This window comes from Nocardia sp. NPDC050710 (assembly GCF_040654375.1).
Lineage (GTDB): Bacteria > Actinomycetota > Actinomycetes > Mycobacteriales > Mycobacteriaceae > Nocardia.
Genome location: NZ_JBFAHV010000001.1, coordinates 891980 through 917343, shown reverse-complemented (window position 1 = coordinate 917343; position 25364 = coordinate 891980). Strand labels below are relative to the sequence as shown.

At 66.2% G+C, this 25364-nt stretch carries 26 protein-coding genes and 1 pseudogene; 15 read left to right on the top strand and 12 right to left on the bottom strand.

From position 1 onward, the window contains the following. Positions 1 to 17 precede the first annotated feature (17 nt). The 4 genes from AB0H61_RS04255 to AB0H61_RS04240 all read right to left on the bottom strand — a co-directional run bounded on the left by AB0H61_RS04255 (position 18) and on the right by AB0H61_RS04240 (position 3347). Positions 18 to 920 (bottom strand): amino acid ABC transporter permease, encoded by a 903-nt coding sequence (locus AB0H61_RS04255; protein WP_357298995.1) that lies wholly within the window; start codon positions 918 to 920, stop codon positions 18 to 20. Continuing rightward, a complete protein-coding gene (locus tag AB0H61_RS04250) occupies positions 917 to 1588 on the bottom strand; it encodes an amino acid ABC transporter permease (protein WP_357298994.1) in 672 nt (223 codons plus the stop codon). The genes AB0H61_RS04255 and AB0H61_RS04250 overlap by 4 nt, the downstream gene beginning before the upstream one ends. Positions 1589 to 1685: 97 nt before the next feature. Further along, complete coding sequence (locus AB0H61_RS04245; RefSeq protein ID WP_357298991.1) at positions 1686 to 2519, bottom strand: glutamate ABC transporter substrate-binding protein; 834 nt, start codon at positions 2517 to 2519, stop codon at positions 1686 to 1688. 99 nt (positions 2520 to 2618) lie between these two features. Continuing rightward, entirely contained in the window at positions 2619 to 3347 is a 729-nt protein-coding gene (locus AB0H61_RS04240; protein WP_357299870.1) for an amino acid ABC transporter ATP-binding protein, read from the bottom strand. 319 nt (positions 3348 to 3666) lie between these two features. Between AB0H61_RS04240 and miaB the strand changes: the two genes are divergently transcribed. Next, positions 3667 to 5229, top strand: coding sequence for a tRNA (N6-isopentenyl adenosine(37)-C2)-methylthiotransferase MiaB (miaB, locus tag AB0H61_RS04235; protein ID WP_357298990.1), 1563 nt, complete (start codon positions 3667 to 3669; stop codon positions 5227 to 5229). 313 nt (positions 5230 to 5542) lie between these two features. Next, positions 5543 to 6166, top strand: coding sequence for a hypothetical protein (locus tag AB0H61_RS04230; RefSeq protein ID WP_357299868.1), 624 nt, complete (start codon positions 5543 to 5545; stop codon positions 6164 to 6166). 57 nt (positions 6167 to 6223) lie between these two features. Here the strand turns inward: AB0H61_RS04230 and AB0H61_RS04225 are convergent, their stop codons facing one another. Together AB0H61_RS04225 and AB0H61_RS04220 are read right to left on the bottom strand one after the other, a co-directional pair. Next, positions 6224 to 6802 carry a VanZ family protein gene (locus AB0H61_RS04225; RefSeq protein ID WP_357298987.1) on the bottom strand — a complete coding sequence of 193 codons (579 nt, stop codon included), beginning with the start codon at positions 6800 to 6802 and terminating at the stop codon, positions 6224 to 6226. A gap of 92 nt (positions 6803 to 6894) precedes the next feature. Then, positions 6895 to 8313 (bottom strand): DUF349 domain-containing protein, encoded by a 1419-nt coding sequence (locus AB0H61_RS04220; RefSeq protein WP_357298985.1) that lies wholly within the window; start codon positions 8311 to 8313, stop codon positions 6895 to 6897. 264 nt (positions 8314 to 8577) lie between these two features. Between AB0H61_RS04220 and AB0H61_RS04215 the strand changes: the two genes are divergently transcribed. The 4 genes from AB0H61_RS04215 (at position 8578) to dapF (ending at position 12319) form a co-directional block, all read left to right on the top strand. After that, positions 8578 to 9336, top strand: coding sequence for a hypothetical protein (locus tag AB0H61_RS04215; RefSeq protein WP_357299865.1), 759 nt, complete (start codon positions 8578 to 8580; stop codon positions 9334 to 9336). 31 nt (positions 9337 to 9367) lie between these two features. Beyond that, positions 9368 to 10300 carry a tRNA (adenosine(37)-N6)-dimethylallyltransferase MiaA gene (miaA, locus tag AB0H61_RS04210; protein WP_357298984.1) on the top strand — a complete coding sequence of 311 codons (933 nt, stop codon included), beginning with the start codon at positions 9368 to 9370 and terminating at the stop codon, positions 10298 to 10300. A gap of 49 nt (positions 10301 to 10349) precedes the next feature. Next, entirely contained in the window at positions 10350 to 11252 is a 903-nt protein-coding gene (locus AB0H61_RS04205) for a TrmH family RNA methyltransferase (RefSeq protein ID WP_357298981.1), read from the top strand. Positions 11253 to 11437: 185 nt separating this feature from the next. Next, positions 11438 to 12319 (top strand): diaminopimelate epimerase, encoded by an 882-nt coding sequence (gene dapF / locus AB0H61_RS04200; protein ID WP_357299862.1) that lies wholly within the window; start codon positions 11438 to 11440, stop codon positions 12317 to 12319. A 5-nt stretch (positions 12320 to 12324) separates the two neighbouring features. On the opposite strand, the gene AB0H61_RS04195 is transcribed toward dapF, so the two are convergent. From AB0H61_RS04195 to AB0H61_RS04175, 5 genes are read right to left on the bottom strand one after another with little or no spacing between them, the layout of a single operon-like run. Continuing rightward, entirely contained in the window at positions 12325 to 12771 is a 447-nt protein-coding gene (locus tag AB0H61_RS04195) for a DUF5663 domain-containing protein (RefSeq protein ID WP_357298979.1), read from the bottom strand. A gap of 20 nt (positions 12772 to 12791) precedes the next feature. Continuing rightward, complete coding sequence (locus AB0H61_RS04190; RefSeq protein ID WP_357298976.1) at positions 12792 to 13328, bottom strand: hypothetical protein; 537 nt, start codon at positions 13326 to 13328, stop codon at positions 12792 to 12794. Then, entirely contained in the window at positions 13321 to 13650 is a 330-nt protein-coding gene (locus AB0H61_RS04185) for a hypothetical protein (protein WP_357298973.1), read from the bottom strand. The genes AB0H61_RS04190 and AB0H61_RS04185 overlap by 8 nt, the downstream gene beginning before the upstream one ends. Before the next feature lie 3 nt (positions 13651 to 13653). Further along, a complete protein-coding gene (locus tag AB0H61_RS04180) occupies positions 13654 to 13971 on the bottom strand; it encodes a hypothetical protein (protein ID WP_357298971.1) in 318 nt (105 codons plus the stop codon). Beyond that, the gene (locus AB0H61_RS04175) at positions 13968 to 16340 is read right to left on the bottom strand and encodes a type IV secretion system DNA-binding domain-containing protein (protein ID WP_357298968.1); all 2373 of its coding nucleotides are present in this window, start codon (positions 16338 to 16340) and stop codon (positions 13968 to 13970) included. Before AB0H61_RS04175 ends, AB0H61_RS04180 begins: the two co-directional genes overlap by 4 nt. Positions 16341 to 16583: 243 nt before the next feature. Between AB0H61_RS04175 and AB0H61_RS04170 the strand changes: the two genes are divergently transcribed. From AB0H61_RS04170 to AB0H61_RS04140, 7 genes and pseudogenes are all read left to right on the top strand, one after another. Next, positions 16584 to 17009 carry a hypothetical protein gene (locus tag AB0H61_RS04170; protein WP_357298965.1) on the top strand — a complete coding sequence of 142 codons (426 nt, stop codon included), beginning with the start codon at positions 16584 to 16586 and terminating at the stop codon, positions 17007 to 17009. Between the two features lie 199 nt (positions 17010 to 17208). Next, the gene (gene hflX, locus AB0H61_RS04165) at positions 17209 to 18672 is read left to right on the top strand and encodes a GTPase HflX (RefSeq protein ID WP_357299861.1); all 1464 of its coding nucleotides are present in this window, start codon (positions 17209 to 17211) and stop codon (positions 18670 to 18672) included. A gap of 19 nt (positions 18673 to 18691) precedes the next feature. After that, positions 18692 to 19153, top strand: a complete 462-nt coding sequence (locus AB0H61_RS04160) for a TetR-like C-terminal domain-containing protein (RefSeq protein WP_357298964.1) — start codon at positions 18692 to 18694, stop codon at positions 19151 to 19153. Positions 19154 to 19564: 411 nt separating this feature from the next. Further along, positions 19565 to 20425, top strand: coding sequence for a lysophospholipid acyltransferase family protein (locus AB0H61_RS04155; protein ID WP_357298961.1), 861 nt, complete (start codon positions 19565 to 19567; stop codon positions 20423 to 20425). Between the two features lie 170 nt (positions 20426 to 20595). Next, positions 20596 to 20708, top strand: a pseudogene (locus AB0H61_RS04150) (alpha/beta hydrolase-fold protein); the annotation flags it as partial. A gap of 262 nt (positions 20709 to 20970) precedes the next feature. Further along, entirely contained in the window at positions 20971 to 22116 is a 1146-nt protein-coding gene (locus tag AB0H61_RS04145) for an acyl-CoA dehydrogenase family protein (protein ID WP_357298959.1), read from the top strand. Positions 22117 to 22382: 266 nt separating this feature from the next. Continuing rightward, positions 22383 to 22709 (top strand): hypothetical protein, encoded by a 327-nt coding sequence (locus AB0H61_RS04140; protein ID WP_357298957.1) that lies wholly within the window; start codon positions 22383 to 22385, stop codon positions 22707 to 22709. Positions 22710 to 22901: 192 nt separating this feature from the next. On the opposite strand, the gene AB0H61_RS04135 is transcribed toward AB0H61_RS04140, so the two are convergent. Further along, positions 22902 to 23489 carry a TetR/AcrR family transcriptional regulator gene (locus AB0H61_RS04135; protein ID WP_357298955.1) on the bottom strand — a complete coding sequence of 196 codons (588 nt, stop codon included), beginning with the start codon at positions 23487 to 23489 and terminating at the stop codon, positions 22902 to 22904. Positions 23490 to 23575: 86 nt separating this feature from the next. Here AB0H61_RS04135 and AB0H61_RS04130 point away from each other — a divergent pair, with 86 nt between their 5' ends. After that, positions 23576 to 24001, top strand: a complete 426-nt coding sequence (locus AB0H61_RS04130) for a tautomerase family protein (RefSeq protein WP_357298952.1) — start codon at positions 23576 to 23578, stop codon at positions 23999 to 24001. Further along, positions 24001 to 25131: an alcohol dehydrogenase catalytic domain-containing protein gene (locus AB0H61_RS04125; RefSeq protein ID WP_357298951.1), complete on the top strand. Its 1131-nt coding sequence runs from the start codon at positions 24001 to 24003 to the stop codon at positions 25129 to 25131. The genes AB0H61_RS04130 and AB0H61_RS04125 overlap by 1 nt, the downstream gene beginning before the upstream one ends. Positions 25132 to 25364 lie beyond the last annotated feature (233 nt).

The following is a 25364-nucleotide window of genomic DNA, read 5'->3' as shown; positions in this document are numbered from 1 at the left end:
GGACGGATCCGGCTGACTCACGGCGCCTTCGTCACGTCCACGCCGGGTGCGGCATCGGTGATGATGGAATCCGCGGCCAGCACCGGCCCGCCGCCCTTGCGGCGTTTGCGGGCCCGCAGTCGCTGTTCCAGTTTGGTGGCCACCAGCGTGAGTGTGCTGTTGAGCGCGATCATGATGACCGCGACGACGATCAGCGCCGGAATCGTATTCTGTTGTGCCGCACCGAGTTGCTGACCGGAGCGCACGATTTCGATGTAGGTGATCTGGTAGCCGAGCGCCGTATCCTTCAGCGCCACCACCATCTGCGAGATCAACGCGGGCAGCATCGCGGTGATCGCCTGCGGCAACAGGATCAGCCGCATCAGTTGGTTCTTGCGCAGACCCAGCGCGACGGCCGCCTCGGTCTGCCCCTTCGGCAGCGAACGGATTCCGGCGCGCACGATTTCGGCGATGACCGAGCCGTTGTAGATCGTCAACGCGGTGACCACGGCGGCCAATGCCAGGTCATCGGATTTGAACAGATCGTATTCGCTGTAGAGGGCGAACAGGAAGATCATCAGGATCAGCACCGGGATGGCCCGGGCGAATTCGACGATCGCACCCGCGACCCAGCGGATGACACGATGTTCGGACAGCCGCAGGATGCCGAAGATCATGCCGAGCACCAGCGCGGCGATGATCGAGATGATCGCGGCGACGACGGTGCCCTTCAGACCGGGCAACAGGTAGGTCGACCAGACGTCGGCTTCCAGGAACGGCTTCCATTTTTCGGCGGTGAACTGCCCCTTCTCGTCGAAGGCGCGAAACAGCCACCAGCCGGCGAGCACGACGGCGGCCACCACCAGCACGGTGACGAGGTTGTTGCGTACCCGGGCGCGGGGACCCGGCGCATCGAACAGAACGGATGCTCCAGCGGTCATCGGGCAACCTCGAATCGCTTGGCGAGCCAGCCGAACAGCAGGCCGGTCGGCAGGGTCAGAATGACGAAACCGAGCGCGAAAATCGCACCGATGGCCAGCAGGGCCGCTTCGGTCTCGATCATCTCCGCCATCAGTTTGGCCGCCTCGGCGACACCGATCGCCGCGGCGATGGTGGAGTTCTTGGTCAGTGCGATCAGCACGCTGCCGAGCGGGGCGATGACCGAGCGGAAGGCCTGCGGCAGCACCACGAGTCGCAGATTCTGGCTGAAGCTGAAGCCGAGCGAACGGCCTGCCTCGGACTGGCCGAGCGGCACCGTGTTGATGCCCGCCCGCAGCGATTCGCAGACGAAGGCGGCGGTGTACACGCTCAGGCCGACGATCGCCCAGCGATAGTTGTTATCGGCGATCGAATCACCCGCCAGCTTCCAGCCGAGCGCCGAGTACAGGCCCAGTGAGCAGAAGACGATGATGAGGGTGAGCGGGGTATTGCGGAAGATCGTCACATACGCCGTGCCCAGCCACCGGGCGACCGGGACGGGGGATACGCGCATCGCGGCGACGACGGTGCCGAGGATCAGCGCCCCGATCGCCGAGAACGCGGTGAGCTTGATCGTCACCCAGAAGGCTTCCAGGATCTGGGTGTCGTATTCCGAGATCAGATCGAACACGGCGAACGCGTCCCTCCCATCGGTATGGATTGGTCGATCGATAACGAGAGGGGCGGGTGGCTCGGAGGATCACCCCGAACCACCCGCACCGATAACGTCAGTAGCGGTTCACCGCCGGCGGTTGCGGCGCCGGGTAGCCCGAGCTGCCGACCGTGCTGGCGAAGGCCTTGGCCCAGGAGCCGTCGGCGATCATGGCCTCGATCGCGTCGTTGATTTTGCCGCGAGCCTCGGTGTCGCCCTTCTTCAGGCCGATGCCGTAGTTCTCCGTGGTGAAGGGCTTGCCGACGACCTTCAGCTGGCCGGGGGACTGCGCGGCGAAACCGGCCAGGATGATGTCGTCGGTGGTCACCGCGTCGACCGAGCCGTTGCGCAGTGCCTCGACACACAGCGAGTAGGTGTCGAACTCCTGAAGCTGCACGTCCTTGGCGTACTTCTCCTTGACGTTCTGCGCGGGGGTCGAACCCTTCACCGAGCACAGCTTCTTATTGCCGGTCAGCGATTCGACGCCGGTGATGTCGGTGTTATCGGCCTTCACCAGCAGCGACTGGCCCGCGACGTAGTACGGGCCCGCGAAGTCGACCTTCTCCTTGCGCTTATCGGTGATCGAGTAGGTGGCGACGATGAAATCGACCTGACCGTTCTCGATCAGCGTCTCGCGTTGGGCGGACGGGGATTCCTTGAAGGTGATGCTCTCCGGCTTCACCCCCAGCTTCTCGCCCACGTACTTGGCGACCTCGACGTCGAAGCCGCTGAACGAGCCGTCCTTGTTGCGCAGGCCGAGGCCGGGCTGGTCGAACTTGATGCCGACGGTCAGTTTGCCGTCCTTGGCGTGGTCGAGGGCGGACTTGTCGTCGCCGCCGCCACAGGCGGAAGCGGCCAGCGCCAGGGCGATCGCCCCGACACCGAAGCGCAGTGCACGGTTGATCCTCATCGAGTTCCTAACTCCTCTTGTGGTTTTCTTGCCGTGGTCCGGAGCGGTGTACTGATTGAAGGGCCAGCGGATTCGAGGCGTGGCTTTTGTTCGAAAAGCTCAGTGGCTCAGAATCTTGCCCAGGAAGTCCTTCGCGCGCTCGGATTTCGGCGCGGTGAAGAAGGCTTCCGGCTCGGTGTCCTCGACGACTTGACCATCGGCCATGAACAGCACCCGGTTGCCCGCCCGCCGCGCGAATCCCATCTCGTGGGTGACCACCAGCATGGTCATCCCCTCCTTCGCCAGCGAGACCATCACCTCGAGTACCTCGTTGACCATCTCGGGGTCGAGCGCCGAGGTCGGCTCGTCGAACAGCATCACCTTCGGATTCATCGCCAGCGCGCGGGCGATCGCCACGCGCTGCTGCTGGCCGCCCGACAGTTGTGCCGGGTACTTGTCGGCCTGGTTGGCGATGCCGACCCGCTCCAACAGCTCCATGGCGCGCGTGCGGGCCGCTTCCTTCTTGGACTTGCGAACCTTCATCGGCGCCAACATCACGTTCTCGACGATGGTCTTGTGCGCGAACAGGTTGAACGACTGGAACACCATGCCGACATCGGCGCGCAGCGCGGCCAGCGCCTTGCCCTCGGCGGGCAGGGGCACGCCATCGATGGCGATATCGCCGGAGTCGATGGGCTCGAGCCGGTTGATGGTGCGGCACAGCGTCGACTTGCCCGAGCCGGACGGGCCGAGCACGATGACGACCTGGCCCTTGGGGACCTCGAGGTTGATATCGCGGAGCACATGGAGCTCACCGAAGTGCTTGTCCACCTTGCGCATCGAGATCATCGGCGGTCCGCTGGGGTCGGCGCTCGCGGTCTCGGTTGCGGCACCCTTGGTCAGCGTCGGCGGCGCGCTGGTGGTAGCGCCCTCATCCCCGGTCGTGGCGTCCCCGGTCGTGTCGGGCGCGGCATCGGCGTCGGTCATGGTCCTTGACCTTAAGCGGAAATCTCCGTTTTGCCCTGGTTTCCGTGACACGCCGTAACGCCACGCCGAAACGTCACGCACCCGTAACTTCGCGACCGGCGCGGCGCATTCTCGCGCCGAGGCCCGGGGCCTGCGTCGATGCGCTGGGAAGTTCGATTGCGGGCCCCCGTACCCTGGACGGGTGGATTCGATCGGACAGACCGCGCTGCATCCCACCCCGCTCGAGGCCGACGGTGATGCCCGCAGTTACGAGGTCCGCACCTTCGGTTGCCAGATGAACGTGCATGATTCCGAACGCTTGTCCGGGCTGCTCGAGGATGCGGGTTATGTGAAGGCCGCGCCGGGGGCGACGGCCGATCTCGTCGTCTTCAATACCTGCGCGGTACGCGAGAACGCCGATAACAAGCTCTACGGCACCCTCGGCCACCTCGCGCCCATCAAGGCGGGTCGTCCGGGCATGCAGATCGCCGTCGGCGGCTGCCTGGCGCAGAAGGACCGCGACGTCGTGGTGCGCAAGGCGCCCTGGGTGGATGTGGTGTTCGGCACCCACAACATCGGCTCGCTGCCGGTACTGCTCGAGCGTGCCCGTCACAATGCCGAAGCCCAGGTCGAGATCCTGGAATCGCTGGAGGCGTTTCCGTCCACGCTGCCCGCCAAGCGCGAGTCCGCCTATGCGGGCTGGGTCTCGATCTCGGTCGGCTGCAACAACACCTGCACCTTCTGCATCGTGCCCGCGCTGCGCGGCAAGGAGGTCGACCGCCGCCCCGGTGATGTGCTCGCCGAGGTGCAGGCGCTGGTCGAGCAGGGTGTACTGGAAGTGACGCTGCTCGGGCAGAACGTGAACTCCTACGGCGTCAACTTCGTCGACCCGACCGAGCCGCGCGATCGCAGCGCATTCGCGAAACTGCTGCGCGCCTGCGGCGACATCGACGGACTAGAACGGGTGCGCTTCACCTCCCCGCACCCGGCCGAGTTCACCGACGATGTGATCGAGGCGATGGCCGAGACCCCCAATATCTGCCCCCAGCTGCATATGCCGCTGCAATCCGGTTCGGACCGCGTGCTCAAGGCCATGCGTCGCTCCTATCGCAAGGCGCGCTACCTCGGCATCATCGACAAGGTCCGCGCGGCCATGCCGCACGCGGCGATCACCACCGACATCATCGTCGGCTTCCCCGGCGAGACCGAAGAGGATTTCCAGGAGACCCTGGATGTCGTCCGCCAGGCTCGTTTCACCAGCGCCTACACCTTCCAGTACTCCAAGCGCCCCGGTACCCCGGCCGCCGAGATGCCCGACCAACTGCCGAAGGCGGTGGTGCAGGAGCGCTATGACCGGCTCATCGCGCTCCAGGAAGAGATCTCGCTGGACGCGAACCGCGCGCTGATCGGCGCCGAGGTGGAACTGCTGGTCGCCGAGGGCGCGGGTAAGAAGAACGCCGCGACCGCGCGCATGAGCGGCCGGGCCCGCGACGGCAGGCTGGTGCATTTCCGTCCGGCCGACACCGCCGAACCGATCCGCCCCGGTGACATCATCACCGTCGACATCACCGAGGCGGCCCCACATCATCTGATCGCCGACGCCCCGATCAAATCGCACCGCCGCACCAAGGCGGGCGACGCGCACGAGCGCGGCATCACCCCGAAGACCGAACCGATCGGCGTCGGGCTCGGCCTGCCCCGCATCGGCGCCCCCGCCCCCGAACCGGCGGCGGCTTCGGGTTGTTCCACCGGCTGCGGCGCCTGACGCCACCCGAGCAGGTACACAGAGCGTCCGCACGCCCCACAGACATTGCCACCTCTGTGAACCGTAGAGAGCCTCTGTGGGACCTCGCCTCCTTGGCGTATACCGTCGAGTTGTCAGCGGGATGTGGGAGCACCAGCACAATGCGGGAGGTCGCGTGAACGGCGATGTCGGGGGCGTGGACCGGGGCTCGGATCGTGAGGAGTACGAGCCGCGCGAGGGCGCGGCCGATCATGCTGGGCCGGAGCCGGAGTCTGCTACTACCGGACGTAGTGGGTCGAGTGCGGCGGAGGGAGGCGGTGATGGCACAGTGGACATGTCCGGTGCGGTCGACGACGCAGGCGAAGGAGACGAGGGCGCAGTGAGCTCGGTCGAGAAGAGCAATGACTTCGAGCAGTTCCGCGACGAACTCGACGCCGTCGAGCGCCGCATCGCCGGTGAGATCGACCCGGGCATGCGGGCCATGGTGGTGGCGGGCACGGTCTTCGTACTGATGCTGTCGCTGGTGCTGTCGCACGCGGGTGGCGCGCGCGGCTTCGACGTGCTGCTCGGCACCCAGGTGAGCCAGACCGAGCACATCGGCCTGCCCTCGCGCATCTTCGTATGGTTCGTGGTGGTCTTCGGGATCGGCTTCTCGTTGCTCGCTCTGATGACCCGGCGCTGGGTGCTGGCTTGGATCGCGGTCGCCGGATCGGCCATTGCCAGCGTCTTCGGGGTTCTGTCCATCTGGCATCGCCAAACCCCGGGCCTCGGCAACTACTACGGCGCGGGCCCCGGCATCGGCCTCATCATCGGCACCCTCGCCGTCATGGTGCTGACCTTCCACTGGATCCGCGTCGTCTGGACCCGCACGGCCCTGCACCTCGAGGCCGAGGAACAGCGCCGCATCGCCGCCGCCGAGGCCGAAGAGCGCGACCGCAAACGGCTCACCGGCGAATAGAGTCACCCGCACCCGGCGTGTGTTGTCCAGCCTGAAGCAGCGGATTTCGCCGCGGTGTCAGCTGCTCCAGCCCAGGCGTAGCAGTACCCGGGAGCTATAGGAGCGCTCCGCCTCGCGCCGGGCGACGTGCACCCGGGCGAGGTAGGCCCCTATGCCCGCGCCCGCGGCGTTCATCAGCACATCGTCGATCGAGGAGTAGCGGCCCAGATCGAGCACGTACTGCGCGATTTCCAGTGCCGCCGACAGCGCGGCACCCACCGACATCATGCGGAGCACCCCCGCGAACCGTGGAAAGCGTAGCGGCAGAAAGAAACCCAGCGGCACGAACAGCACCAGGTTGGCGCCGACCTGCACGACCGTATTCGTCGACGCGTCGGCGAGCGTCTCGATCAGATCCTTCAGCGGCAGCAGGATCACGTGCCGCTCACCGTGCACGGGCGTGAGGATCATCCACACCCACGGCAGCGTGCCGAGCAGAATCCCGAGCTCTGCGATCGTCGACCGCAGCGCCTCGCCCCGCGGCTGTCCCCGGCCGATCCGCAGCCGCACCAGCCATCCCGCGGCGATCACCACCAACGGCACGGCCAGCGTCCATGCGACCAGCACGTCACCCCACGAATCCCACACCTGCCGCACCAGCACCACAGTAGCGCGGGCCCGCGGAACCCGGCCGCCCCCAAAGGGTTTCCGGGCACCCGTCACCGAACTCCGTCGGCATCGCCCCCCGATCAGAGGTTGCTGACGGCGCCTTCCGCGGCCTCGGCCCACTCACGCCACTGCTTGGCCTGTTCCAGCGCCTTCTCCGCATCGCGCTTATTGCCCGCGGCCTGCGCCTTCGCGGCCTGCTCCTCGAACTGTGCGACGCGTTCGCGGAACTGGGCCGCGCGCGCCATCGCCTCGGGGTCGGTGCGCCGCCACTGCGCGTCCGCCGCGTCCCGGACCCGCTTTTCGATGGCGCGCAGCTTGCCTTCCAGCTCCTGGATGCGTTCGCGCGGCACCTTGCCGATGGCGTCCCAGCGGTCCTGCAATTCGCGCAGCGAGTTGCGGGCGGCGTCCAGTCCGTTGGCCGGGTCGATGTGCTCGTAGGCGCGCAGCAACTCCTCCTTGGCGGTGGCGTTGTGCTCGAACTCGGCGTCGCGTTCGGAGACCGCGGCATTGCGGGCCGCGAAGAACACGTCCTGCGCGCTCTTGAACCGGCGCCACAGCGCCTCATCGGCCTCGCGCGGCGCACGACCCGCGGCCTTCCACTCGGTCAGCAGATCGCGGAAGACAGCGGCCGTACCCACCCAGTCGGTGGAGCCGGACAGTTCCTCGGCGCGCACGCACAGCTCTTCCTTGCGCGATTTCGCAGCCGCCCGTTCCCGGTCGAGCTCGGCGAAGTGCGCACCGCGCCGGCGGTTGAACGCCTCGCGGGCCTTGGAGTACCGCTTCCACAGCGCGTCGTCGACCTTGCGGTCCACCCCGCGGATGGACTTCCATTCGTCGAGGATCTCGCGCAGCCGGTCGCCGGCGGCCTTCCACTGGGTGGATTCGGAGGCGATCTTCTCGGCCTCTGCGCAGAGTGCTTCCTTGCGCTCGGTGTGCTCGTGCCGGGCGCGTTCCTTCTCCTCCTTGGCGTGCGCGGCCGCCTCTTCGGAATGTTCGGTGATGGCTTGCAGCCGGCGCGCGAGTCCGTCGATATCGCCGATCACGGCGGCGGTCGGCAACGATTCGGCCAGCGACAGGGCCGCGGCCTTGGTCTTGCGGGCGTCCGCGCCCGCGGCCAGCCGGGCCTCGAGCAGCGCCACCTCGGTGGCCAGATCGTCGAATCGGCGGCCGAAATGCGCCAGGCCCTCGGCCGCGTCACCGGCCTGCCACGAGCCGATGACGCGTTCGCCGTCGGAAGTCTTCACCCAGGCGGTACCGTCTTCATCGACGCGGCCCCAGGCGCTGGGATCGGTGACCGTCGGCACCACCACCGGATGCGGATGCTGCTGGGCCGGTCCGGGGGCCGGTTTGACCGCGTGCGGTTTCGGGTGGGGTGTCGGGCCGCCGGGCTTCGGGGCGCCGGACGGTCGCGGTGCATTGCCGCCGGGATTGGCAGCCGGCGGCGCCGGCGGGGTGGGTGAGCCCTGCGTGGTCTTCGCGGTTCCATTGCTGTCGGTCATTGCTCTCCGTCCCTGCCGCGCGTCACGGCTGCCTGGTTACGCTCTAGCTCATCCCATTCAACCCGGTTTGAGCCCTCGAGACCATCGATCCACGCCCTCCCACGGGTTTTTCCCAGGGATATCAACCCGTGATGACCTGGGTTGTAGCACCTCGACACTATCAATCTCGGCCCGAAATGACGCAGAGACACTCGAAGCCGGGTACCACGGCGGCCGGTACCGGCGGTGCGCACCGCACCGACGGGCAACGGCTACCGTTACGTGGTGTTCTCCATTGCGGCCCTGGTCCCGTCGCCGCCGATCCTGGTTCCCGAGCTCGGTGGCGGTGTCGCGCACTCGAGCGGAGCGGATCCGGCCGATCCGCCCGCTGTGCTGCGTGCGGCCGTCTTGTCGGCGGCAGGTGCGCTCGCCGGGGTGGCGCAACGTTGGACGGTGCTCGGTTCCGGTGCCGCTGACCAGGTCATCGAGCCGGAGACGGTCGGGACATTCCGTGGTTTCGGGGTGGACGTGCGGGTCGCGCTCGACGATGTGACGGTGGCGCCGCCGGATCCGCAGCTTCCCCTGCCGGTATTGATCGCTGGATGGTTGCGGGGACAGGTCGCGCCGCGCGCCCACGTCGAGGCGTGGCTCGTCGCCGCCGACAGCCCCGCCGACCATTGCGCCGAACTGGGCGCCAAGCTGCGCGCGGAACTGGACAGTGACGACGTGCCGCGCGGTGTACTGGTCGTCGCGGACGGCGCTGCCACCCTGTCGCTCAAGGCGCCGGGCTATCTCGACGAGCGTGCCGCGGAGGTTCAGGAGAACCTCGATCGCGCGCTGAGCGCGGGTGACCGTGCGGGTCTGCTCGCTCTGGACCCCTCGCTCTGCGCGGAGCTGTCCGTCTCGGGCCGCGCCGCCTACCAGGCCCTGGCCGGTCTGTTCGGGGCCGATCCGACCGACCCGACGGTGGTAACGCACTACCGGGACGCTCCCTTCGGCGTCGGCTATCACGTCAGCGTATGGCGCCCGGGCGGTGCGAAATGAGCCCGCACGTCCGGACCGCAGGGGTGGCGGCGTGACGGATTCGGGGATTACACCGATCGCGGTGGTCGGCCCGACGGCTACCGGGAAGTCCGATCTCGGGCTGGATCTGGCCGAACGGCTGGGCGGCGAGATCGTGAACATCGACGCCATGCAGCTGTACCGGGGGATGGATATCGGTACCGCGAAACTGCCGCCCGCCCAACGCCGCGGCATCGCGCACCATCAGCTCGATGTGCTCGACGTGACCGAATACGCCACCGTCGCCGCCTATCAGAGCGCGGCGTCCCGCGACGTCGAAGCGATTATGGCGCGCGGCCACACGCCGATCATCGTCGGCGGCTCGATGATGTATGTGCAAGCGCTACTGGACCAATGGGATTTCCCGGCCACCGATCCCGCCGTGCGTGCCCGCTGGGAGGAGTTGCTGGCCGAACGCGGTGTGGTCGCGGTGCACGAGGCACTGAAGCAGGCCGATCCCGCGGCCGCGGCGACGATCCTGCCCACCGACGGCCGTCGCATGGTGCGCGCGCTGGAGGTGGTCGAACTCACCGGACGCCCGTTCGCGGCGTCGGCCCCTACCATCGGCGAACCACGGTGGGGGACAATCATTATCGGTGTGGATCGGGATACCGCGGAACTGGACGCCCGCATCGAGCAGCGGACCGCGCTCATGTTCGACAGCGGACTCGTCGACGAGGTCCGCGGACTGATAGAGCTGGGCCTGCGTGAGGGCGTCACCGCGCGTCGCGCCATCGGCTATGCGCAAGTCCTCGCCTACTTCGACAACGAATACGACCTGAACCACGCGCGGGAACGCACCCTGATCGGCACCCGGCGCTATGTGCGACGACAGCGCTCGTGGTTCCGCCGTGACCCCCGCGTGCACTGGGTGAACGGCGCCGACCCCGACCTTGCCGCAACGGCGTTATCTCTGCTCGACTCGACGGAACGGACCAGCAGGTGATCGGACAGTACGGCCGGGGGCCGAATCCCCGGCAGGGAGGCGTGCGGCGATGAATCAGGAATCTCCCCGCTCCCGACCGGGCCGGGGTGGGACCGGCCGTCCCCCAGGCGATCACGCGGCCCGTCGGGTCAGCACCCGCAATGCGTCCGTCCAGGTCTGGCAGGCGTATCTGAACAACCGGGCCACTCGCAATCGGGATGGTCGCTTCCTGGTGCAGGGCGTGCGCCCTATCACCCAGGCCATGGATAACGACTGGCCGCTGGAGACCCTGCTCTACCGGCTCGGTACCCCCGATCTGTCCGGTTGGGCGCGCGAACTGCTCGATACCGCCGATGTGCCGTGCGTCGGGCTGGTGCCCGAGCTGATGGCCGAGCTCGGCGAAAAATCCACGGGCATACCGGAAGTCGTGGCGGTCGCGATCTCCCGATCGAATGAACTCGACACCTTCGAACCGGGGGAACCCGGGGAGGACGCGCCCGTCGTCGTGGTCTTCGACCGCCCCAATTCGCCCGGCAACCTCGGCACGCTGATTCGCTCGGCGGACGCGTTCGGCGCCTGCGCCGTGATCGTCACCGGCCACGGCGCCGACCAGTACGATCCGCAAGCGGTACGCGCCTCCACCGGATCGTTGTTCGCGGTGCCGGTCTTCCGTGCCGCGGGCGCCGCCCAGGTGCTGGCCTTCCGCGATCGCCAGATTCAGCGCGGCATCCCCACCCGCATCGTCGGCACCGACGAGAACGGGACCCATCCGATCTTCGACCACGACTTCACCGAGGCAACCATCCTCATCGTCGGCAATGAAACCAGCGGCATGAGTTCGGCCTGGCAGCAAGCCTGCGACGACCTGGTCTCCATTCCGATGGGCGGCACCGCGAGCTCACTGGGGGCGCCGTCGGCGGGGGCCGTGGCGTTGTACGAAATTTCCCGGCAGCGCCGGACGTTTGCCCGGTAAGCGATACTACCCGCACCGTGGACGCCCGAGGATCCGACAACCTGCTCCGGATCCGTGAGCTGCCGAGCGGACAACCGGCTACCGGAGGCCCCGCGCACCGGGCAGCCGAATACACCGATAATCGAGGATCCGGATAATCAAGACCGGACAGTCGACAAACCAGGGAGAACACAGACGTGGCGGACATCGAGTTCACCAAGGGGCACGGCACCCAGAACGATTTTGTGGTGCTGCCAGACCTCGACGTGCGCCTGGACCTGACCGCGGACCGCATCGCTGCCCTCTGTGACCGCCAGCGCGGCCTCGGCGCCGATGGCGTGCTGCGCGTGGCGCGCGCGGGCGCGCTGCGCGACGCGGGCGTCCTGGAGACGATCCCCGAGAATGTCGCCGTCGAGGACTGGTTCATGGACTACCGCAATGCCGATGGCTCCATCGCCGAGATGTGCGGCAATGGTGTGCGGGTCTTCGCCCATTACCTCGCGGCCGCGGGGCTGGAATCACGGGACAGCTATGTCGTCGGCAGCCGCGCGGGCGCCCGCCCCGTCACCGTGCACGCGGGCGGCCCGGTGCACGGCGAGGTCACCGTCGCGATGGGCCCGGTCCGCCAACTCGGCCCCTCGACCGCGACCATCACCGGCTGGGCTTACCCCGGCATCGGCATCGACGTCGGCAACCCGCACCTGGCCTGCGTCGACCCCAATCTGTCGGCCGAGGCCCTGGCCAAACTCGACCTCACCGTCCCGCCCGGTTTCGACCCCGACCTCTTCCCGCACGGCGTCAATATCGAAATCCTCACCCCGCTCGGCCCCGATCGCGCCGCCGACATGCGCGTCTACGAACGCGGCGTCGGCGAAACCCGTTCCTGCGGAACGGGAACCGTCGCCGCGGCAGCCGCGGCTCTGGCCACCGAGGGCTTCGACATCGCCGTCGGCACGGACGAGGTGACAATCCGCGTCCCCGGCGGCGCCGTTACCGTCGGCATCGACAGGGGCGAGGCCTGGCTGCGTGGTCCGTCGGAACTGGTCGCCACCGGCAGTATCGCCGAGCAGTGGTGGCAGCCCTCGTAATCGGGTCAGGCGGGCGTGCCCACTGGGTCGTCACCTTCGTCCAGCAGTTTGTCCCGGTTGGCTCGGATCTCGTCCTCGATACCGGATAGCGCTGCGGCGACGACTTCTCGGTAGTCGGGCCGGTTGATCTCCAGCCATTTGGTCGCGACGTATTCCCTGATGAGCGTCAGGTCGGACGGTGCACGGCCGGTGCGTGCGCACATGGTTTGAAAGAGTTTGTCGTTCTCGAATTGCGGCGTGTACGCCTCGAGCCAGCCGACGATCGTCGGCTCATCGCCATCGATGATCTTGGTGAATTCCTCGAGCTGCCGGTCGGACATTCCGCTCGAAAGGCTCGTGCCGACCCGTAGCTCGAGCTCCTCATAGATATGTGTGAGAAATGCCTTCTTATCTTCGTCGGCCATCTTATCGAGGCCGACTCTGCGGAGGAACTCATCATCGAGGTGGAACATCGACCCTTCCCTTTCTCGGTTCAATCGTGTCGAAGCCACGTCTCGGGCACGACCACATCTGGGCAAACATGATCCAATTCCATTACCTTGCAATCGATCCGATCGATCGCCTTTCGCGACCAGGGATGCAGGCCCCTGGTGCACCAGAGGAGCGGCACATCGGTCTGTTTGGCCACAAGGAGGCTCTCGGCCTCAGCTGCCGAGATCGAGTATCGGTGCTGGAAGTCGGGTAGCCAGCCGACGCGGTCGGGGTCGATCCGGGCCACCGTCAGGTCGATACCGTGCAGATAGGAGATCTGACTCGGTGCCAACAGGGTTGCGTACAACATCCCGGCCGGAATCGCATTGCCTGATTGCTTGCTCAGCGTGTCGAGCAGCCTGATCAAGAAGGGCGGATCCGGATCATTGGGAGCGTTTCCGACGGCGCGGACGAATCGCAGGAATTCGCGTTCGCAGACGACGAACCGTGCGAACTCCGACCCGTCCGTCGCCTTCGGGATGCGGCCTGTCAGCAGCATCGAGTAGCCCCACCGATCGATCAATGCGGTATCAGCCATAGTCGCGACGCCTGTTGATCTCACGTTGTAGGTCCTGCGCGAGAAGTACGTCGATCTGCCATGACAAGAGAATCTCGGACCAGGCGCCGCCCCGCACGGTGATGACATAGTCCTGGATATGTGCGCTGTGGACGGTGCCGCCGTCCTTCAACCCCCATTCATTGCGCGCAGTTGCCGGAAACGATGCCTGGCCGGATCCGGTCACCTGGCAGTTTCTGAAGGGCTGTGAATCGGTATACCGTGGCTTCGGCTGCTTGGCGGTCCTGGCACGGCGATCGATCGCACGCGCCTGGCGATTGAAGCGTTCTACGTCTTCGGACACGGGTCACTCCTGCGGTGCCAGGACCTGGTCGTAGATCTCCTGGTACTGCTGCGTAGGTGCTTCGGCGAACAGTGCCTGCAGCGGATCCTCGTACGCGGTGGCCGGGCGCGCGCAGACGACCACCATTTTTCCGCTATCCCTCATCTCCAACTGGGTCGCGAAGAAAAGTACGCTGAGTGCGAGAACCTGCTCGCGTGGCAGATGTACTCGTTCGGCGATCTCTTCGAGTCGGGTCTCGATTTCGTAATCAAGTAGCTCGAGTGCTTCGCGCAGGGCCGGATTGATACGCTCTCCGCCACTTTCGATATCGGGCATACTCATGCTGGGTCTCCTTTGGAATCGCTCTTGCTCGGGTCGAGGTCGGGCGGTCCGCTCGCCGCATTGGTCGCACGCTTCGCCTGCTCGCGTTTCTGTAGCCATTCATCCAACATCGACGATCCACCGGCTGGCGCGGATTTCGCCGGTCCCGGTCCCGCTACGGTGGCCGGTTTGGTGGTCGGTGGGGCAGGGGGTTTCTTCTTCACCGCTGCCTTCTTCCTGAGTTCCTCCAACCTGTCGTCCGCCCGGGCGAGCACCTCGTTACTCGACCAGAATCCGGCGTCGATCATGCGTTGCCGCACGCACGCTCGTGAGGTTTCGTCCGGACGCGATACGGCGGGCGGGATCCGCAATGTGAATACCGGTTGCTCGGTGCCGCCCAGTGAGCAACGGGCAATGGCCTCGTATTGTCCGACATTGCGGACGGCGCGCTCGGAAATGCTGAACTCCTGCGCGATCTTGCCGACGTCCGCGCCCGAAGTGCGCAATGCGATAATCGAGCCGACATTGGAGAAGATCGCTTCGGCGAGCCGGGCACTCGCCGAGCCCTCGTATTTCGAGAACGATTCGAGCTGCTTGAGATTCTGATGTGCGAAGGTCAGGCAGATTTTGAACTTGCGTGCTTCGGCGACGAGTTCCTCCAGTTCATCTCCGACGAAACGCTGGAACTCGTCGACGTGGATGTAGAACGGTCGCCGGCTATCCGGATCCCCCCTGCGCGCCGCACGGTAGAGCCGGGTGAAGATGATCGACCCCAGGAATTTCGTAGCCGATAGTCCGACCGTCGTCTCGGGCAGCTTGACCAGTAGAATTTTGCCCTGCTCGTACACCTCGTCGATGGACAGCTTCGATCCGGGCGTCGCGGTCAGCCGCTGCAATGCCGAGCCATTCGCGAAGTCGGCGAACTTCGCGTTCACCCACCGGGCATTCTCCGCGACCGACGTCGACAGCATGTTGTCGAATGTTTCCCACTGCTCGCACAGTTCGACGTCGACTTCGCGAAGCTGATCCTTGACCCAGCCGCGCAGGCGTCCCGTCCGCATCAACTCCACGGCGAGCGGGATCGTCGGATCGGCGTCGCCACGGATGTGCTGGTTGAACACGCTGTAGAACATCATCCGCGTGGTGTCTTCGAATACCGGCCCGGTGAACTCGTTGAACGACCTACGAACAATGACCTGCAACAGCTCCTCGACCGCGAGCTTGTAATCGTTCTCGCCCCGGACATCCATCGTGAGTGGATTGATGGTCGGCAAGTATTCACGCTCGCCGAAGTCCAACAGCACGATATCGTCGAGCCGGTCGCCCGCGTGCTCGATGATGTGATCGCAGAGCTCACCGTGCGGATCGATGATCGCTACCCCGTGTCCGGACTGAACATCCTGAAGCGCGATGTTCTTCAACAGGTTCGTCTTCCCGGACCCGGTCTTGCCGATGATGTACAGGTGCTTGGCCCGATCCGCCGCACCGATACGGATGTCGACCGTCGAGTCGAATCGCGGCCCGAGGCTGATGGCGGTGCCCACGGCGGAGCCCTCGCCGATGATCGATTTGCGGAATCGGATGGAGAGGCTGGTCGCCTTCTGCGCGCCGAGACCGCGCCCCTGGATATTGCCGTAGGGCGCGTGCCACGCGCGGAAGATCTCCTCCGGATAGCCGAACAGTCCGCCGCCCTTGATCGATGGAAAGTAGCTGAAGCGCTGTATCGGCCGCAGTTCGACCGGTGTCCCGAGGATGGTGCGCCCCAGCGCCCTGCCGAAGACCTGGTCGATTTCGTCCGGGGAATGGATCGTCGTCGTCATCATGATGCGCGAATCGATCTCGTGGACCACCCGCGCGGACGCCGAGAACATGTCGGTACCCGCATCCCGGCTGATGGCGTACGGTTCGCGGGTATCCGCGGGCAGTTTCTGCAGGTCGGTGACCACTGTGCACACCATTTCGATCGACAGCTCCTGGCCGCGCGAGCGCACCAGGTCGACGACTCCTGCCCAGTCCGACTTGATCGGCAAGCCGGTGCCGCCGGAACTCCGCGGCACGATTCGGAGATGCCGTAGTCCCGGCTTGTTCCCCGGTTGCACGGATCGGTGCAGGTTGTAGGCCTGCAAGAGCGCGACCTGCCCCAGCGTCCGCAGCGACTGGGACTGTGCCTCGTCCAGGTGGGCGTGTGACGCGGATACGCAGGACAGATCGAAAAGAACGACCAGTTCGTCGTCCTCATCCATTTCTGCGCGTAGCCGGTAGACAAGTGCGACGCCTGGATCACCGAGATCGTGGAGTGCGCGCAATAGATCGAGTTGGCCGGGCAGTGTGTGGACGGCGTCGTCGTCGTAGGCTCCGACACCTATTGTCCACCGTCGCGTTGTTGGCATTCGAACCTCCCGTGCGACCGAAGCTAGCGCCGCTCGGGCAACAACGTCAATGAAACTCATTGAGCCGTAACGGAGATTCAATGATCGCGCAACAGCGAATCAAATGCACTGTAGTACAGCATATTCAGAGACCGGTGTGATGACAGCGAGCTGTCGACCGCAGCGGGTTGCGGCGTATGGGGGGCATGACGGAAACATCGGGTACCACTCATTGAGTCGCGGTATGCGCGTCCATGAGAGTTTTTGACCGAGATCGGGTGGTGGACGGAATCTTGTTTTACCGCAAGAACCTCATCTGCACCCGAGGATGGTGAAGTCGAAGTGTCCATCACGCTCTTGATCGTCTGCGCAACCGCTGTCATATTGTCGGCCTTGGCGTTTCTGGCATACCGCGCCCATATTCGTTGGGGAGAAAAGGTTCTCGAGAAGCACGGTCCGACCGGGCTGACCAAGGCGACGGCGTATACGAAAGCGTATCCGAACCCGCTCGAGTTCGTCATCGATCTGGTGCGCGTCGTTCTCGCCCGCGGAACCGATACGACGCTGTCGGGATCCGGTGCGTCATCCGAGGGCGGGACGACCGACCCGGGTGCGGAGTCGTCGGACGACCAGGCGCAGCTGGACCAATCCGGTGGCCACGAGGCGCTCGATCCCGACCTCTCCGCATGAGGAATCGGGCGGCGGGCCGCCCGCAAGGGGTACGCCGGGGGATATCCGAATGCGCTCGACCCGGTAAACGTGGCAGCATAGATGGTGTATGAGGAATTCAGAGACTTTCGATATCAATCCGGCCGCCGACGACACCTTCGTCGACGCGGCCGATGACGCTGTGGACTCCGGCGACGTGGTGGCCGAACATGCCGCCCGTATGCGAGCCCGCGACGAGCAGTTGAAGGGCACCCGCCATTCCGGGTGGGCCGCTGAGCCGACCGCCGGTGAACTACAGCTCGAGGACCGTAGTTCGCTGCGTCGTGTCGCGGGCCTGTCCACCGAGCTCACCGACATCACCGAGGTCGAGTACCGGCAGCTGCGACTGGAGCGCGTCGTGCTGGTCGGGGTGTGGACCTCCGGCACCGCGGCCCAGGCCGAGGCGAGCATGGCCGAACTGGCGCTGCTGTCCGAGACCGCGGGTTCCGAGGTGCTCGAGGCGTTGATCCAGCGTCGCGACAAGCCGGACCCCGCCACCTACATCGGTTCGGGCAAGGCCGACGAACTGCGGGCGGTGGTCCTGGAGACCGGCGCCGACACGGTGATCTGCGACGGTGAACTGACCCCCGCGCAGCTGACCGCGCTGGAGAAGGTCGTCAAGGTCAAGGTGATCGACCGGACCGCGCTGATTCTGGACATCTTCGCCCAGCATGCCACCTCCAGCGAGGGCAAGGCGCAGGTCGCGCTCGCGCAGATGGAATATATGCTGCCGCGGCTGCGCGGCTGGGGTGAGTCCATGTCCCGGCAGGCCGGTGGTCGCGCGGGCAGCAATGGCGGCGTGGGCCTGCGTGGTCCCGGTGAGACCAAGATCGAGACCGACCGTCGGCGCATTCGTGAGCGAATGGCCAAGCTGCGTCGCGAGATTCGTGAGATGAAGACCGCGCGTGACACCAAGCGAGCGCGCCGCAATTCCAGCGGCGTTCCGTCGGTCGCCATCGTCGGTTACACCAATGCGGGCAAGTCGAGCCTGATGAACTCCCTGACCGGCGCCGGGTTGCTGGTGCAGGACGCGCTGTTCGCCACCCTCGACCCGACTACCCGTCGCGCCGCACTGGACGACGGCCGCGAGGTCGTCTTCACCGACACCGTCGGCTTCGTGCGGCATCTGCCGACCCAGCTGGTCGAGGCATTCCGCTCCACCCTGGAGGAGGTCACCGGCGCCGACCTGCTGCTGCATATCGTCGACGGCTCCGACCCGTTGCCGTTCGATCAGATCAAGGCGGTCCGCGAGGTGATCACCGATGTGATCAAGGAGCAGGGCGCCGCCGCGCCGCCGGAGCTGCTGGTGGTCAACAAGGTCGACGCCATCGACCCGAACGAGTTGACCCGCCTGCGCGGCATGCTCCCCGATTCGGAGTTCGTCTCCGCCCGCACCGGTGTCGGCATCGATGATCTCCGCGCCCGGCTGGCCGATGTACTCGGCGGCCTCGATGTCGAGATCAGCGTCCTGCTGCCCTACACCCGCGGGGATCTGCTGGCGCGCATCCACGCCGACGGCCGCATCGCCGACTCCACTCACGAGGAAGGCGGCACCCGGGTGCACGCCCGCGTCCCGCACTCCCTGGCCGCGGCGCTGTCGGAATACGCGCACGCCGGCGGCACCGATGGGGTAGCTCAGGCCTGATCGTTCGGCGAAGACCCGAATGGCGGTTCCCCTGCGGGAGCCGCCATTCGCCGACCGAGACGAACTGGTCCTCGCCGTGTTGAATCGCTGCCACGACGAATTGATGCGGGCGATGGCCGACGCGGAAGCGTCCGGCAGCGATCCGGTGGACCGGTTGCGTGCTCGCACACTGGTTCTCGGTGCATGGGCCCATCGGCATCCGGGCCTGTACAAGGTCCTGCACGAGAGCACGCTCAACCAGCGCACGGATATGGCGTTCAAACAGCAGTTGGCCGATGGAACTGTCGCGGCAGTGCAACGATGTATGGATGCCGGTTCGGTCCCGGTGGATGACGCCGCCGCCGTGGCGCTCGACCTGCGTGCCGCCGTTCACGGGGCGGTGTCGATGCGGCTGAATCAACCCGACCAGCCGTGGCCGCCGCTGCCTGATCAGGTCGAGCGATTCCTCGTCGAACTCGTGGGTGTCCGGCAGCCGACCTGACCTCGCGAACCGGGGTGCACCGACCCTTCGGCGCCGGATGTCGGATTCCCCACATTTCGACGGATCCCACGGTCGCGGGCGGTGGAGAGTTCGGTTTCGAGCCCGGCCGACATCGGGTGAATCGCTGGTTCGATGATCTCGGTCGGCGCTGTCGGCGATCGCAACCGTGCAGCGGATTCGGTTCGGTACCAACGAACTTCGGTGCGCCAGCGCCACGCTCCGTGGTTGCGTCGGCGACCGGGTCCTCCGTTCTGTCGCATTGCGCCTCCCGTCACCCGGTTCCCATTCGGTGCAACCTGTTTCAATCCGATGCGGTAACGTGTCCCTCGAGGCCGTATCTTTCTGCGGCGCAGGGGTTATTTCATTCCACTACGACGATGTGCTGGGATCCGACATTCGATGGGGACACCGATGCTTGAATCCTCGCCTGCCAAGGCAATTCTGTCCGACGGTGCACCGCTCGACATCTCGCTGGGCGATGCCGATATCCGACTGATCGAGACGCTGCTGTCGCCGTTGCGCGCATGGACGAGTCCGCGTTTCTACGGTCTGGAGAACATTCCGGCCGAGGGTCCGGTGCTATTGGTGGGCAACCACAATCTGATGGGCGGCATCGACGCACCGCTGCTATTTCCCGAGGTACTGCGCAAACGCGGCCGGGTGATCCGCGGACTCGCCGAGAATGTATTGATCGCCGTGCCCGGACTGCGGCATTTCCTGCACCGCTACGGTGCAGTCCGCGGCAATCGCCACAACTGCGCGGCGCTGCTGGCCCGTGGCGACGCGGTCATGGTCTTCCCCGGTGGCGGCCGCGAGGCAGTACGCCGCAAGGGCGAGAAGTACGTGCTGAAGTGGGAGGGCCGGACCGGGTTCGCGCGGATGGCGATCGAGGCGGGCGCTCCTATCGTGCCGGTCGGCATGATCGGCGTGGACGATGCCTATGACATCGTCGTCGATGGCGATCACCCGGCGCTGCGCCCACTGCGCTGGACCGTCGAGGCGCTCGGCCTCAAGCCGGATCTGACCCCGCCGCTGATCCGCGGCGTCGGCCCGACGCCCATTCCGCGCCCGGAACGCTTCTACTTCTCCGCGGGCGCCCCCATCGACCCGGCCCCGTGGCGCGACGCGGAAGACCTCGACGCGGCCGCCTCCGAACTGCGCGATGTGGTCCGTAAGGCACTCGAAGAGGAACTGACATTCCTCTTCACCGAACGCGAACGAGACTCCGGCCGTACCCTCGCCGGACGGCTGCGTGCCCTGCTGCCGGTCTGAACCACCGGACCTGCCGATCCGGTCGATTCGGACACATTCGTCTTCGGTCGTTATCGCCCGCCGAGTCCGATATCTCTGCGGCAGCGGGCTTTCGGATCCGATCCGATGAAGCACTCGCCTCGGGTTCGCCGCTCGCCACGCCGCGCTCATCCGACGGCTCCCGTGTCGACGATGATCGCACGCTGGGGCGCAACAGGTGGAAACCTTCCTCACCGGAGAACTCCCGCCGCTGATCGACGCGGGCCTCGGCACCAGCGCCACCAACGCGATCGCGGGCATCTCCACGATTTCACGCCCACCGGCACCCACTCCTGGGCTACTGGCAGGACGCGTGGAAACGGTCCTGGCCGGTGCTCGCGCGGGGGCTCGGCCTGCCCGTCCAACTGGTCGTCGTGTTTGTGATCAATTGCGGCGACAACGCGGGTCAGCACCAGGTGAGGCAATAATTTCGAGACCAGAAGTGAACTGCCGTTCTCGTTCCGGGTACCGTATGTGACAACGACGGGTCGGTGTGGACCGGCCGGTGTGGTCACTAGGAGGTTGGTGTGGAGCGCACACTGTTCGAACCCGAACACGATCTGTTTCGGGAGTCGTTCCGCAAGTTTCTCGATCAGCACGTCGCGCCGAACCACGCGCAGTGGGAAGAGGCGGGCATTGTCGACCGCGGTGTGTGGCTCGAGGCGGGCAAGCAGGGCTTCCTCGGCATGGCCGTGCCGGAGGAGTTCGGCGGCGGCGGGGTCGAGGACTTCCGCTATAACGCGGTGGTCACCGAGGAAGTCACCAAGGGCCAGTACTCGGGGCTCGGCTTCTCGCTGCACAACGACGTCATCGCGCCGTACCTGCTCGAGCTGTCCAATGACGAGCAGAAACAGCGCTGGCTGCCCGGCTTCTGCTCCGGCGAAATCATCACCGCCATCGCCATGACCGAACCCGGCACCGGCTCCGACCTCCAGGGCATCAAAACCCGCGCGGTCCGCGACGGCGACGACTGGATCCTCAACGGCGCCAAGACCTTCATCACCAATGGCATCAACGCCGACATCGTGATCGTGGTCGCCCAAACCGACCCCGACAAGGGCGCCATGGGCTTCAGCCTCTTCGTCGTCGAACGCGGCATGCCCGGCTTCGAGCGCGGCCGCAACCTCGACAAAATCGGCCTCAAGGCGCAGGACACCGCCGAACTCAGCTTCACCGACGTCCGCGTCCCCGGTAAGAATCTGCTCGGCACCGAAGGCATGGGCTTCATCCACCTCATGCAGAACCTGCCCCAGGAGCGCATGTCCATCGCCGTCATGGCCGCCGCCGCCATGGAAGCCTGCCTGGACATGACCATCCAGTACGTCCGCGACCGCAAGGCCTTCGGTAAGCCCATCGGCGCCCTCCAGAACACCCGCTTCGTCCTCGCCGAACTGGCCACCAAGACCACCGCCGTCCGTGTCCTCGTCGACCGCTTCATCGAAGACCTCAACGCGGGGAAGCTCTCCGTCGAAGACGCCGCCAAGGCGAAGTGGTGGAGCACCGAGGAACAGCTCGACCTCATCAACCGCTGCCTGCAGTTGCACGGCGGGTACGGATACATGAAGGAATACCCGATCGCCAAGGCGTACATGGATGCTCGCATCCAGACGATCTACGGCGGAACCACCGAGATCATGAAGGAGATCATCGGGCGGTCACTGAAACTGTCCTGATTGCTCGGGGTTTCGGACTCCGGTAGGCGGTGGGTGTACCACGGTCGACCGGAGTTCGCTTGTTTCCGGGTGCTTCCCGCGTATGCGGGGGACCTTCCGCCGCATACGACTCTGCCCTGGCTCGGACATCTCGATGTCCTGGGCGGGGCCAAAATGGGTTCGGCCGCTCGGCGCCGACCGCCGTCGGGCATTCCCATCGCTCCGGTACGCCGATACGATTCGTCGAGGACTCTTGTTACCGCGTTGAGCAGATCGGCAGCACGACAATGATTCTCGCCACCGCCTGTGATGTTCTGGCGCAAGTCGGTAACCCCACTCCCGAGCCGCCGCCGGCGTCGGACAGAGTCCTGCAACTCAGCCGGTATCTGGTCTGGCTCGCCGTCCTCGGGCTGATCGCGTTGGTGGCGATCGGTATTCCGCTGATCGTCGTGCTGCTGACCCGCCGGTCCAAGGGTCGCGTACCGGGCGGGCCGGGCGTAGCCCCGGGCTACGGCGGCCCGCACCAACCGGGGCCGGGTGGTCCTGGTCCCGGCGGCGGTGGTTCGGCGGGCGGCGAGCACGACGGCTACGGTGGCGGTGGCCCGGGCGTGTGAGCGCCGGTCCGGCGGGGTCGCCCTGCCATTCGTGTGTACCTCGCGCCTGCGGGGATGATCCCAGGTAACCGCCGATGTTCTCGCTGCGGCCAGGGTGCTCCCCGCGCATGCGGGGACGGTCCGGATCGCATCATCCACGAGACCGTCGTCGGGTCGTAGCTCCCCATGCGCGTGGATAATCCGGGTCGGGCTTCAGGTCGCCTCCGCGCCGGTCACCGCGCGGACGAGGAGTTCGAGCTTATCGACGGTCTGGTCGAGTGGGCGGGTGCTGCGTTCGACCCGGCACATCGCGACTGTGCCCTCGATCGCGGCGACGATCACCGTGGCCGTCTGCTCGGCGTCGATATCGCTTGCCCCGTGGGCGCGCAGCGAGTCGGCCAGCAGCGTCGTCCAGTTCCGGAACGCCGTGGCGGCGGCCCGCTGGGGTGCGTCGCCGTCGTCGGCGGGATCTTCGACGGCGACCGCGAGAACTGGGCATCCAGCCTGGAAATCGCTGTCCAGCACTACTTTTCGCCACATGTCAACGAAGGCTCGCAGGCCGTTGACCGGTCCCGCGGGTAGTTCCTTGGCGAGCTTACGGGCGGCCAACGCGTCGGCGAATTGCACGGCTTCGACCGCTAGTTGCGACTTTCCGCCGGGGAAGTAGTGATAGGTCGACCCCAGCGGTGTGTTGGAGTGCTTGGCCAACTCCCGCACGCTGGTCGCGTTCAGGCCGCGGCGACGGATCATATCGGCCGCACCGGCCACCATCCGCTCCCGTGCCTGCGGCGATTCCGCCACCGCCCACCTCCTTGCTCATAACGACTGTCATAGCGTACCGTCTCCACTGTTATAACAGTCGTTATAACGCTCGAAGGGAGTCCGAAATGCCGATGATCCAACTGACCCTGCCCACCGGGGTGCTCACCACCGAAAAGCGCCGCGACCTGCAACAGACGCTTGCCGCCACGCTGTTGAAATGGGAAGGCGCCCCGGATACCGCGTTCTTCCGCGCGCTGGCCTGGAGCCGGATCGACGAGGTACCTGAGGGCGCCTTCGTCAGCGCCGAGGATGATCTGCCGCGGTTCCGGGTCGATATCACCGTGCCCGAGGGCGCACTGTCGGACCGGCGCAAAGAAGGCATGATCAGCCAGGTCACCGCCGAAGTCCTCGCCGCGGCCGGGCTCGGTGACAGCGACGCATTGCGGGTGTGGGTTCTCATTCACGAGCAGCCCGAAGGCACCTGGGGTGCGGCAGGCAATGTCGTCCGATTCGCCGAACTCGCGGCCTTGGCGGCGGGCCAGCGCGGCTGATGCGAGAGCTGCAATTCATCCGCACCGGCCGACTCGAATGGCGCGAACGCCCCGACCCGGCACTACAGCACGCCGGGGATGCGATCGTGCGCCCCTTCGTGGCAGGCCGCTGCGACGGCGACACCATGCCCATCCATCGTCACGTCTCCCGTCCCATGCAGATCGGCATCCGCGCCGGGCTCATCGATCCGGTGGTCGCGACCATTTGCGGTCCGGTGCCGTTCCAGGGCCCGTTCGGTATCGGACACGAATGCATCGCCGAGGTCATCGACACCGGCGCGGACGTCACAAATGTGCGCAGGGGCGACTATGTGGTCGTGCCGTGGGCGGTGTCGTGCGGCAGCTGCCGCGAATGCGCCCGTGGGCTGACGGCCAAATGCGCCACCACCCGCACCAGCACCTTGGCCGCGTTCGGATTCGGACCCGCCAGCGGCCCCTGGGGCGGGATGGTCGCCGATCGGCTCCGCATCCCCTATGCCGACCACATGCTCGTCCGACTACCGGACGGGCTCGATCCGCTGCGCGTCGCCGCCGCCAGTGACAACCTCGCCGACGCCTGGCGCTGCATCGTTCCATCGCTGGCGCAACGTCCGGGTGGATCCGTGCTCATCCTCGGTGGCGCCGCCCAGAGCATCGGTCTCTACGCCGCCGGACTGGCGGTCGCGCACGGTGCCGAAACCGTCGACTATGTCGACCACCGCGTGGAACGCCTCGAAATCGCCGAAAAGCTGGGTGCCCGAGCGCATCCCGCGCGGAAGGGCAAGTTACGGCGGACCGACATACCGGATCGCCGCTACGACATCGTCGTCGAAGGAACCTCCACCGCCGCCGGTGTCGACGCAGGACTACGCGCCCTGGAACCGGGCGGGATCTGCACACCGGTCGGCTACTACCTGCCGCCTGGCACGAAAGTGCCGCTCATGCACATGTACGCGAGCGACGCGACCCTGAAAATCGGTGTCTCCCATACCCGCCCGGTCATACCCGACCTCCTCGACTTCGTCGCCCGCACGGGCTTCCCCGCCGAACAAGTCACCACCCTGCTCGCCGACTGGGACGAAGCCCCTACCGCCTACGTCGCCCACACCACCAAACTGGTTCTGCATCGACCGCCGCTCGCAACCCGGTAACACCCCGGAACCAGGACGTGAATCCGGCACGGGCGCTGAACAGTCACTCTGCCATCCGGCTAGCCGAGCGCTCGGTCCTGGCCTCGCCCGGTGAATTTCACCCCGCCGAACGGGCGGCTTTCACCGCCGGAGTTCAGGACGGCGGTTCGACCGCCCGTAGTCGCGAAAGTCCGACGGAAGGCGAACCAGGTCAGGGACCGAGACTTCGGCCGTCGTCCCCACACCGGTGCGCT

What these genes read in the sequence shown, in the direction of transcription:
- AB0H61_RS04255 (WP_357298995.1), bottom strand. Translation starts at nt 920, where the DNA reads ATGACCGCTGGAGCATCCGTTCTGTTCGATGCGCCGGGTCCCCGCGCC.
- AB0H61_RS04245 (WP_357298991.1), bottom strand. Translation starts at nt 2,519, where the DNA reads ATGAGGATCAACCGTGCACTGCGCTTCGGTGTCGGGGCGATCGCCCTG.
- AB0H61_RS04240 (WP_357299870.1), bottom strand. Translation starts at nt 3,347, where the DNA reads ATGATCTCGATGCGCAAGGTGGACAAGCACTTCGGTGAGCTCCATGTG.
- AB0H61_RS04230 (WP_357299868.1), top strand. Translation starts at nt 5,543, where the DNA reads ATGTCCGGTGCGGTCGACGACGCAGGCGAAGGAGACGAGGGCGCAGTG.
- AB0H61_RS04220 (WP_357298985.1), bottom strand. Translation starts at nt 8,313, where the DNA reads ATGACCGACAGCAATGGAACCGCGAAGACCACGCAGGGCTCACCCACC.
- AB0H61_RS04205 (WP_357298981.1), top strand. Translation starts at nt 10,350, where the DNA reads ATGAATCAGGAATCTCCCCGCTCCCGACCGGGCCGGGGTGGGACCGGC.
- AB0H61_RS04195 (WP_357298979.1), bottom strand. Translation starts at nt 12,771, where the DNA reads ATGTTCCACCTCGATGATGAGTTCCTCCGCAGAGTCGGCCTCGATAAG.
- AB0H61_RS04190 (WP_357298976.1), bottom strand. Translation starts at nt 13,328, where the DNA reads ATGGCTGATACCGCATTGATCGATCGGTGGGGCTACTCGATGCTGCTG.
- AB0H61_RS04180 (WP_357298971.1), bottom strand. Translation starts at nt 13,971, where the DNA reads ATGAGTATGCCCGATATCGAAAGTGGCGGAGAGCGTATCAATCCGGCC.
- AB0H61_RS04175 (WP_357298968.1), bottom strand. Translation starts at nt 16,340, where the DNA reads ATGCCAACAACGCGACGGTGGACAATAGGTGTCGGAGCCTACGACGAC.
- hflX (WP_357299861.1), top strand. Translation starts at nt 17,209, where the DNA reads ATGCGAGCCCGCGACGAGCAGTTGAAGGGCACCCGCCATTCCGGGTGG.
- AB0H61_RS04160 (WP_357298964.1), top strand. Translation starts at nt 18,692, where the DNA reads ATGGCGGTTCCCCTGCGGGAGCCGCCATTCGCCGACCGAGACGAACTG.
- AB0H61_RS04155 (WP_357298961.1), top strand. Translation starts at nt 19,565, where the DNA reads ATGCTTGAATCCTCGCCTGCCAAGGCAATTCTGTCCGACGGTGCACCG.
- AB0H61_RS04140 (WP_357298957.1), top strand. Translation starts at nt 22,383, where the DNA reads ATGATTCTCGCCACCGCCTGTGATGTTCTGGCGCAAGTCGGTAACCCC.
- AB0H61_RS04130 (WP_357298952.1), top strand. Translation starts at nt 23,576, where the DNA reads ATGCCGATGATCCAACTGACCCTGCCCACCGGGGTGCTCACCACCGAA.
- AB0H61_RS04125 (WP_357298951.1), top strand. Translation starts at nt 24,001, where the DNA reads ATGCGAGAGCTGCAATTCATCCGCACCGGCCGACTCGAATGGCGCGAA.